The organism is Flavobacterium sp. UBA7682 (genome assembly GCF_002482945.1).
Classification (GTDB): Bacteria; Bacteroidota; Bacteroidia; order Flavobacteriales; family Flavobacteriaceae; genus Flavobacterium.
The window spans coordinates 1-10,475 of the sequence record NZ_DLGY01000035.1; the positions used below are offsets into that span (position 1 = coordinate 1).

Sequence of the window (10,475 nt, forward strand, 5' to 3'; positions counted from 1 at the left end):
ACTATCTCAAAACGAGAAGAGAATGTACCGGCATCAGTGCTAAAATTATAAGCACCTGTGGCTAAATTGTGTGTGGTAGAAGTCAAATTATCACGTAAATAAATCAACTGACCTTCTGCAAATAAACCTGAAGAATGATCTATCGAAATACTGTAATTCCCCGCTGTCCCAACCTTGTATGATAATGGTACTACATCAGTAGGTTCAAAACTTGGTCTACTTTGAACAGAATATTCTCCTGTATTTATTAAACTTGTCAAATAAAAATCTTTATTGATATTTTCCCCATCCATTCCTCTATCAAAATCCAAAGTTCCTTCTTCGCTATATCCAACAGCCATTTGACTAAAAATACCAGTGTTTGCATTTAAATTCAACCAATACAAACCATTATTTACTGTATTTACTGTTTGAGAATTTCTAAAAAACTGATTTGAATTTGAAATTCTTCTCATACCATTGGTAAAGTTTATAGAAGAACCACTATTGACTTTAACAAAAAATCCTTGTCCAACATTGATAACCCAATCAGCTTCAGCTCCATTTCCATTAGGGAAAAAACCTGTTCCTGTATCACCGCCCAGTGCTCCATTAGCTACATAAGCAGTTTTAGTAAGTGTTGCGTAGGAAGTTGCTGCATTATCATTCGTTTTTCTCCAGAAGTATAAAGTACCAGATATGTTAGCATTACCATCAATAAAATCAGGAACACTGATTCGGGATGGATATGGATTTCCAACCGCATTATAACCGTAACCAATTATAGGTTCTCCCGCTGTAGAAACTGTAACAGGTATATCGCCATTGTTTGGAACTCCGCTAAAAGTACCTGTCCAAACAGTTGGAGCTGTCGGATGATTCCAAGGTGATCTTATAAGATATCCTTTTGCTGTAGCAAATTGAACATTGTTAGTATCTGTACCGCCTATTCCGGTTACAGGATCGGCCCCTGAAATAGAAAACCCTAAACCACTATTGTTATAAAAATTGGTAGCAGTAAGATATTGATAAAAACGGGTTGATAATGTTAAAGGTGAAAAAGCATATAATCCTTGTCCGGTTACAGGTGAAGACCATAAAGTATAATCAAAACGGTTTATTGCTGAACTGTTTCTTTTAACTACTGTTGCACCAGAACCTGTATTATCAACATCATTTACTTGGATTAAATTAGCATTGTTTTCAATAGTTAAAGTTCCATCATTATCAATAATGTCTGTAACTGTTAAATCGTATGATGAATTTACTTTTAAAGTAGTCCCGGAATCTAATGTCAAACTATTAATTGTAACATCCGAAGATATTTCCGGGTAGTTAGCCGCTGTGCTGATTACTACATTTGATGAAGCAGTTGGCACACCACAACTCCAGTTTGAGCCAACATTCCATGCTGTACTTGTAGTTCCTAACCAAGTGTTTTTAACTGCAATTGTTGCTGTTGATGATGATGCGCTACAACCATAACTATTGGTAGCAGTAACAGTGTAAAATGTATTAACTGTTGGCGCAACACCTGTCGGGTTTTGCAATGAAGAAGTAAATCCTGAAGGCGTTGATGTCCATGCGAAAGTTGCCGGTGGTGGAGTTGAAGACATTCCTGTTACAGAAACATTATCGATTGCCCAATAATAACCCCATTCTGCATGATACTTGAAACGAATAAAAACCGTAGCTTGATTCAAATAAGAAGACAGATCAAACGTTCCTAACACAAAACCAGTAGAACTACCTACAGTAGCTGTATATGAAGGTGACAATGTAGTCCATGTAGTTCCATTAACAGAAACCTGAACATCTGCATTATCATCTGCATTGTAATCTCTATAATAATGATAAAAATTTAAGGTCGCAGAACTTAAACCTACTGTACTAAAAGATGGAGATGTTAATGCTGTATCCGTAGTACTACCACTGCCTTGTGCATCACTATTACTCATATAAAACTGAGTATTGTCAATACCTTTAAAATTAACACTACTAATAGTGTAATCATTTCTCAAAGTCCATGCAGCCAAAGCTGGATTACCGCCAGAACTTGTATTAGTTGTAGTCCAACCAACAGGTGTTCCGTTAAAATCCTCATTTAGTCGCACAACCGATGTAAGCTCCGAATTGGAATTAGCACTAGCCGTTAAATCAACAGTATCTCCTGAGCAAATTGTAGATGCGCTTTCTGTTGCTATAACTGATGTAGGCGTAGGATTAACAACTTGTGTTTTTGATGCTGAAACCGTTCCACACGAACCACCGGTTGTTGTCAAAGTTAAGGTAGCAGTTCCTTCATAATTACTTGGTGGTGTCCATGCAGCATTTAATGTTGTGGCATTCGGAGAAAAAGTTCCTCCAACACCACCATCAGACCAAATAGCGCCAGTTGCTGAACCACCTCTACTTCCACCCAATGGTGCAGATGTACCACCTTTACAAATAGCTGTTAGAGCACTTCCTGCATTTACTGTTGGGAGTGCACATCCTTTAATACTGACACCAGTCATTGAAGGAAGTGAAGTACCACTTAATTCCACTAAACAATTAGAAGAAGTATTACTTGTTGGCACAGTAGTATAATTGGCTATGGCTCCATTAATTCCAAGATCATTTGAAGTTCCTGAAGTATTAAAAGTACCTGTCTGTTGATTTACTGACGTAAAGCTATTAAAATTATCAAAATTTCTATCACTAGTGCTACCTACTCTACAGGAATTCACTAAAAGAATTGCTTGATCACCTGCATTAATAGTTAAATTAGTGCTAAATTGGAAATCAGAAATAGCTGAACCACTATTATAAACTCTGGTATTTGTAATGGAAGTAGTTTGATCAACATAATCAAAAACACCGACCCACACAGAATTTAAGGCTGTTGTACCATTACTAATACTGTAGGATAGTGTAGTATTAGAAGCCAAATCTAGATCTGATTCTTTAAGATAATAAATCGCGGTATGTTGTCGGTTTGATGTAGCTAAATCTCCATTTGCCAATGTAAAAGATCTTCCACCATATGTGAGTGTGATACTTCTGCTACCAGCAGTAGTTCTAGTAGTAGCTATCGCGACAACTAATAACCTATTAGAATCTGTTCCTGTTGGAACAACATAAGAAGGAGTTCCTGAATTACTTGTGCCATTATAAACATTTGTCCAATTGTTCAATATAGACACTTGCGCAAAAGATTCATTTGCAAAGAATAACATCATCAGAAAAAACACTGTTGTTTTTATCTTAGAATTTTGTAAAATTGTTTTCATGTGCAGAAATTTTATTTTTAGATTTGAGTAAATAAATATTGAGCGAAAGTATTTGATACATAATCATCAAACAATTAAAATTGTTCAATGGTAAAAATTATCGTTGTAATCTACATATTTAGCAATCAAAACTAAATTTAAACCATAATTTCGTCTTACTAATATGATTTTTAAAACAGCCATTCGCCACAAACGTTAAACGATTAGTTCTACAAAAAAACAAAAAAAATATCTAAAGTCACTCCATTTCATCGACAAACTACACTATAAAATACTTTTTTGTAGTCTTTAGATTATTTTTACAAATAAATTATTAATCTAAATTGCACAAATGTATTTTATCGATTTAACAAGAAGAACAACGACAAAACACATGAATTTAGTCCGAAAGAAGTATAAAAATGAATTTCTGTAAAAATCAAAAGAGAATAAAATCTGAATTTATCCCATAAAAAAAACCTCTCCATTTCTTGAGAGGTTTTCTATAAAAAAACATATTTAATTTATGCTTGACCGGCTGGACCAAAATTCAAAGGAATCGGAGGTTGCTCTGTATCCTTTATTTCGCCATTGGCCAATTCAAAACGGTGGATATTTTCCCCTAATGCTTTCAGAAATCTTTTAGCATGTTGCGGTGTTAACACAATTCTCGATTTAACTTTTGCCTTAGGCACTCCAGGCATGATCGTTACAAAGTCAACTACAAATTCAGAAGCTGAATGGTTGATGATAGCCAAGTTGGAATAAATTCCTTCGGCCGTCTTTTCATCCAACTCAATATTGATTTGTCCTTGTTGTTGATTATTATCACTCATTTGATATTAAATTTTTGATATTAGATATTCCGTTTTGCTACGCATGGTAATTAAAAAGCCACTAATTTAAGATTTAAAGTAGTGGCTTTTATTAAATTTAACTATTAATATTGCTATTAATAAATGTATTCTTCTTTATTGGCCATGATTTCATTGTAATCTTCTTTCGAACCTACAATAGTGTGATCGTAATCTCTCATACCAGTTCCCGCAGGAATTCTGTGGCCAACGATAACATTTTCTTTAAGACCTTCTAAAGTATCTACTTTACCGGCTACTGCTGCTTCGTTTAATACTTTTGTTGTCTCTTGGAACGATGCTGCCGAGATAAATGATTTTGTTTGTAACGATGCTCTCGTGATACCTTGAAGTACCGGAGTTGCCGTAGCCGTAATAACATCACGAGCCACAACTTGGTTTTTATCATTACGCTTCAACAATGAATTTTCATCTCTTAACTCACGTGGAGAAACGATTTGACCCGGTTTTAACACCTCAGAGTCACCTGCATCTTCTACCACTTTCATTCCGTACAATTTATCGTTTTCTTCGATAAAGTCAGCGGTGTGTATTAATTGCTCTTCTAGGAATAATGTATCTCCCGGATCTTCAACTCTTACTTTACGCATCATTTGACGAATAACCACTTCAAAGTGTTTGTCATTGATTTTTACCCCTTGCAAACGATAAACCTCTTGAATTTCGTTAACCAAATACTGTTGAACAGCTGATGGACCTTGGATTCTCAAGATATCATCCGGAGTAATGGCTCCATCAGATAAAGGCACACCCGCTTTTACGAAATCATTCTCTTGAACTAAGATTTGACTTGATAATTTCACTAAGTATTTCTTGATTTCACCAAATTTAGATTCGATTACAATCTCACGGTTACCTCTTTTGATTTTTCCAAAAGAAACTACACCATCGATTTCCGAAACAACCGCTGGGTTTGAAGGATTACGAGCTTCTAACAACTCGGTAATTCTTGGTAAACCTCCGGTGATATCACCTGCTTTAGAAGAACGACGAGGAATTTTCACCAAGATTTTACCTGCTTTAATTTTCTCTCCATCTTCTACCATAAGGTGAGCACCAACCGGTAAGTTGTAAGAACGGATTAATTCTCCGTCTTTACCGTAAACCAATAAGGTTGGGATTAATTTTTTATTTCTTCCTTCCGAAATTACTTTTTCTTGGAAACCGGTTTGCTCATCGATTTCTACTTGGAACGATTGTCCTTGCTCTAAATCTTCGTAAGCAATTTTTCCGGTAAATTCAGAAACGATAACTCCATTATATGGATCCCATTTACAGATAGCAGCACCTTTTTCAACGGTGTCTCCATCTTTCACATTGATAACAGAACCGTAAGGAATATTGTGTGTACTTAATAAAATACCTGTTTTAACATCTACTAATTTCAATTCAGTTGAACGAGAAACCACGATATCTACTTTGTTCCCATCTCCGTCTTCTCCAACAACTGTTTTCAAATCTTCGATTTCTAATCTTCCTCCAAATCTTGCGATGATGCTAGATTCTTCAGAAACACCACCGGCAACTCCACCAACGTGGAATGTACGAAGTGTCAACTGTGTTCCAGGCTCTCCAATAGATTGTGCAGCGATAACACCGACTGCTTCTCCTTTTTGAGTCATTTTTCCGGTAGCTAGGTTACGTCCGTAACATTTAGCACAAATACCTTTTTTAGCTTCACAAGTTAAAGGCGAACGAACATCTACTCTTTCAAGTGGAGATTCTTCAATTGCTTTAACCACTGCTTCAGTAATTTGCTCACCTGAATGAATTAAAATTTCATTGTTCAACGGATTGATTACATCTTGTAACGCCACACGTCCTAAGATTCTCTCTCCTAAAGTTTCAACGATTTCTTCGTTTTTCTTTAATGCCGAAACATCAATTCCTCTTAAAGTACCACAATCTACAGAGTTGACGATTACGTCTTGAGAAACGTCATGTAAACGACGAGTCAAGTAACCAGCATCTGCCGTTTTCAAAGCGGTATCCGCCAGACCTTTACGCGCACCGTGAGTAGATATAAAATACTCCAAAATTGAAAGACCTTCCTTAAAGTTAGAAAGAATCGGGTTTTCAATAATTTCACCACCACCAGCGGTTGATTTTTTAGGCTTAGCCATCAAACCACGCATACCGGTTAACTGACGAATTTGTTCTTTAGATCCACGAGCTCCGGAATCAAGCATCATATATACCGAGTTGAAACCTTGTTGGTCTTCACGGATATTTTTCATCGCTAATTCTGTCAATTGTGCATTCGCAGAAGTCCAGATATCAATAACTTGGTTGTAACGTTCGTTATTGGTAATAAGACCCATGTTATAGTTTGTAGAAATTACATCTACTTGCTCTCTTGCGTCAGCAATCAATTTATTTTTTTGCTCCGGAATTCTAATATCACCTAATGAGAATGACAATCCACCTTTGAAAGCGAATTTGTACCCCATATCTTTCATGTTATCAAGGAACGCTGCCGTTGTAGGAACATCAGTTACTGCAAGGATTTTTCCAATAATATCACGTAAAGATTTTTTAGTCAATACTTCGTTGATATATCCTGCCGCTGGTGGAACTACTTCATTAAAAAGTACTCTACCGGCAGTAGTCTGGATAATTTTGTATACCAATTCTCCTTCTTCATTGAAATCTTTAGCTCTGATTTTAACACGAGCATTCAATTCCACTCTTCCTTCGTTGATAGCAATATTACATTCTTCAGCAGAATAAAAAGTCAAGCCTTCACCTAAGATTTTATGTTCAGGAACTGATAATCTTTCTTTGGTCATATAATAAAGACCAAGTACCATGTCTTGAGAAGGAACCGTAATCGGAGCACCATTCGCAGGATTCAAGATATTATGAGAAGCCAACATTAATAATTGTGCTTCCAAAATAGCTTCCGGTCCTAACGGTAAGTGAACCGCCATCTGGTCACCATCAAAATCCGCGTTGAACGCCGTACATACTAACGGGTGTAACTGGATTGCTTTTCCTTCAATTAATTTTGGTTGGAAAGCTTGGATACCTAATCTGTGTAACGTAGGAGCACGGTTTAATAATACCGGGTGACCTTTGATTACATTCTCCAGGATATCCCAAACTACTGGCTCTTTCTTGTCGATGATTTTCTTAGCCGACTTAACCGTTTTAACAATTCCTCTTTCGATTAACTTACGAATAACGAATGGTTTGTATAGTTCAGCAGCCATATCTTTTGGCAAACCACATTCAAACAATTTCATTTCCGGTCCAACAACAATTACCGAACGAGCAGAATAATCCACACGTTTCCCTAATAAGTTTTGACGGAAACGACCTTGTTTACCTTTTAACGAATCTGATAAAGATTTTAATGGTCTGTTTGATTCTGTTTTAACTGCAGAAGCTTTACGCGTGTTGTCAAATAAGGAATCTACTGATTCCTGCAACATACGTTTTTCGTTTCTTAAGATTACTTCAGGAGCTTTGATTTCCATTAATCTTTTCAAACGGTTGTTACGGATGATCACTCTTCTGTACAAATCGTTCAAATCGGAAGTTGCGAAACGACCTCCATCAAGCGGCACCAACGGACGCAATTCTGGCGGTATCACCGGAATTACTTTCAAAATCATCCACTCAGGACGGTTTTCTCTGTTTAGGTTTGACTCACGGAAAGATTCAACAACTTGTAATCTTTTTAACGCTTCTGTTTTTCTTTGTTTAGACGTTTCGTTATTAGCCGCGTGACGTAAGCTGTAAGACAACTCATTTAAGTCAGTTCGTGCCAATAAATCCATGATACATTCAGCACCCATTTTGGCGATGAATTTATTTGGATCATTGTCATCTAAATATTGATTTTCCATCGGAAGGGTATCTAAAATATTCAGATATTCTTCTTCTGTCAAAAAGTCTAAACGGTGTAATGATTCACCATCTGCATTTTGAGCAATACCGGCTTGGATTACTACGTATCTTTCGTAGTAAATAATCATGTCTAATTTCTTAGATGGCAATCCAAGAATGTACCCAATTTTGTTTGGTAACGAACGGAAGTACCAGATGTGAGCAATCGGCACCACCAAATTGATGTGACCAACTCTGTCTCTACGTACTTTTTTCTCGGTTACTTCAACACCACAACGGTCACAAACGATTCCTTTATAACGGATTCTTTTGTATTTACCACAGGCACATTCAAAATCTTTTACCGGACCGAAAATTCGCTCACAGAAAAGACCATCACGTTCTGGTTTGTGGGTTCTATAGTTGATAGTTTCCGGCTTCAAAACCTCTCCTCTTGACTCAGCCAAGATAGATTCCGGTGAAGCTAGTCCTATCGAAATTCTGTCAAATCTTTTGATAGTATTTTTAGTATCTTTATTTCTATTCATCATAGTCGTAACATTTAAAGTGTTCAGTATTCAGTGTTCAGTGTTCAGATAGTGTATCCGAACACTGCCACTGCCAACTATTTTTATTCTTCTAATCTGATGTCTAATCCAAGACCTTTCAATTCATGCATTAATACATTGAATGATTCTGGTAATCCCGGTTCCGGCATAGTTTCTCCCTTAACGATTGCTTCGTAAGTTTTAGCTCTACCGATTACGTCATCCGATTTAACAGTCAAAATTTCTCTTAGCGTACTTGATGCTCCATAAGCTTCAAGTGCCCAAACCTCCATTTCTCCGAAACGCTGACCTCCAAATTGGGCTTTACCACCCAATGGTTGTTGTGTAATCAAAGAGTATGGACCGATAGAACGAGCGTGCATTTTATCGTCAACCATGTGTCCCAATTTCAACATATAGATTACTCCAACAGTTGCTGCTTGGTGGAAACGTTCTCCAGTTCCTCCATCATACAAATAAGTATGACCGAATTGTGGAATACCTGCTTCGTCTGTCAAGGCATTGATTTGGTCTAATGTTGCTCCATCAAAAATAGGTGTCGCATAAGTTCTTCCTAATTTTTGTCCGGCCCAACCCAAAACAGTTTCATAAATCTGACCGATGTTCATACGAGAAGGTACACCTAGTGGATTCAATACGATATCAACCGGAGTTCCATCTTCTAAGAATGGCATATCTTCGTGACGAACGATACGAGCAACAATACCTTTGTTACCGTGACGTCCCGCCATTTTATCACCCACTTTCAATTTACGTTTCTTAGCGATATAAACTTTCGCCAATTTCAAGATACCGGCTGGTAATTCATCTCCAACAGTGATGGTAAATTTCTCTCTTCTTAAAGCACCTTGCAAATCGTTTAATTTGATTTTGTAGTTGTGGATTAAGTCGTTAACCAAGTGGTTAGTTTCTTCATCTGCAACCCATTGTCCTTTAGTCAAGTGAGCGAAATCTTCTACGGCATGTAACATTTTTTGAGTGTATTTTTTACCTTTTGGTAAAACTTCTTCTCCTAAATCGTTCATGACACCTTGCGATGTTTTTCCGTTTACTATGGTGAATAATTTTTCAACCAATTTGTCTTTTAACTCAACAAATTTGGTTTCGAATTCCATTTCCAAAGACGTCAAATCGTCTTTATCTTTGGTACGTTTCTTTTTATCTTTTACCGCTCTCGCGAATAATTTTTTGTCTAAAACCACACCGTGTAACGATGGAGACGCTTTTAACGAAGCATCTTTTACATCTCCTGCTTTATCCCCGAAGATGGCACGAAGCAATTTCTCTTCCGGTGTAGGATCTGATTCTCCTTTTGGTGTAATTTTTCCGATTAGAATGTCGCCAGGTTTAACTTCGGCTCCGATTCTGATCATTCCGTTTTCATCCAAGTCTTTGGTAGCTTCTTCAGAAACGTTCGGGATATCATTAGTTAACTCTTCGTTACCTAATTTCGTATCTCTAACTTCCAATGAATAATCATCAACGTGGATAGACGTGAAGATATCGTCACGAACTACTTTTTCAGAAATTACAATCGCATCCTCGAAGTTATACCCTTTCCAAGGCATAAACGCAACTTTAAGGTTTCTACCCAAAGCCAACTCTCCGTTTTGTGTTGCATATCCTTCACAAAGTACTTGTCCTAATTTCACTCTGTCGCCTTTTCTTACGATTGGCTTCAAGTTGATAGACGTACTTTGATTTGTTTTTCTGAATTTGATCAAGTTATACGATTTCTCATCTGGGTCAAAACTTACCATTCTTTCCTCTTCTGTTCTATCGTATTTGATAGTAATCATGTTGGCGTCAACGTACTCTACAGTTCCGTTTCCTTCCGCATTGATTAATACTCTTGAGTCAGACGCTACTTGACGCTCTAAACCTGTTCCTACGATTGGTGCTTCAGGACGTAACAATGGTACAGCCTGACGCATCATGTTGGAGCCCATCAACGCACGGTTCGCATCATC

At 37.1% G+C, this 10,475-nt stretch carries 4 protein-coding genes; all 4 read right to left on the minus strand.

The features are described from left to right. The coding region (locus B3C16_RS09825) for a beta strand repeat-containing protein (protein WP_291131281.1) at positions 1-3,251 on the minus strand (3,251 nt) is incomplete at its 3' end. A gap of 503 nt (positions 3,252-3,754) precedes the next feature. Further along, on the minus strand, positions 3,755-4,066 hold the full coding sequence (locus B3C16_RS09830; protein ID WP_121311667.1) for a DUF3467 domain-containing protein: 312 nt from the start codon (positions 4,064-4,066) through the stop codon (positions 3,755-3,757). A gap of 116 nt (positions 4,067-4,182) precedes the next feature. Next, positions 4,183-8,487, minus strand: a complete 4,305-nt coding sequence (gene rpoC / locus B3C16_RS09835; RefSeq protein WP_121311668.1) for a DNA-directed RNA polymerase subunit beta' — start codon at positions 8,485-8,487, stop codon at positions 4,183-4,185. A gap of 80 nt (positions 8,488-8,567) precedes the next feature. Beyond that, positions 8,568-10,475, minus strand: a 1,908-nt coding sequence (rpoB, locus tag B3C16_RS09840; protein ID WP_291131283.1) for a DNA-directed RNA polymerase subunit beta, incomplete at its 5' end; no start/stop codon positions are given.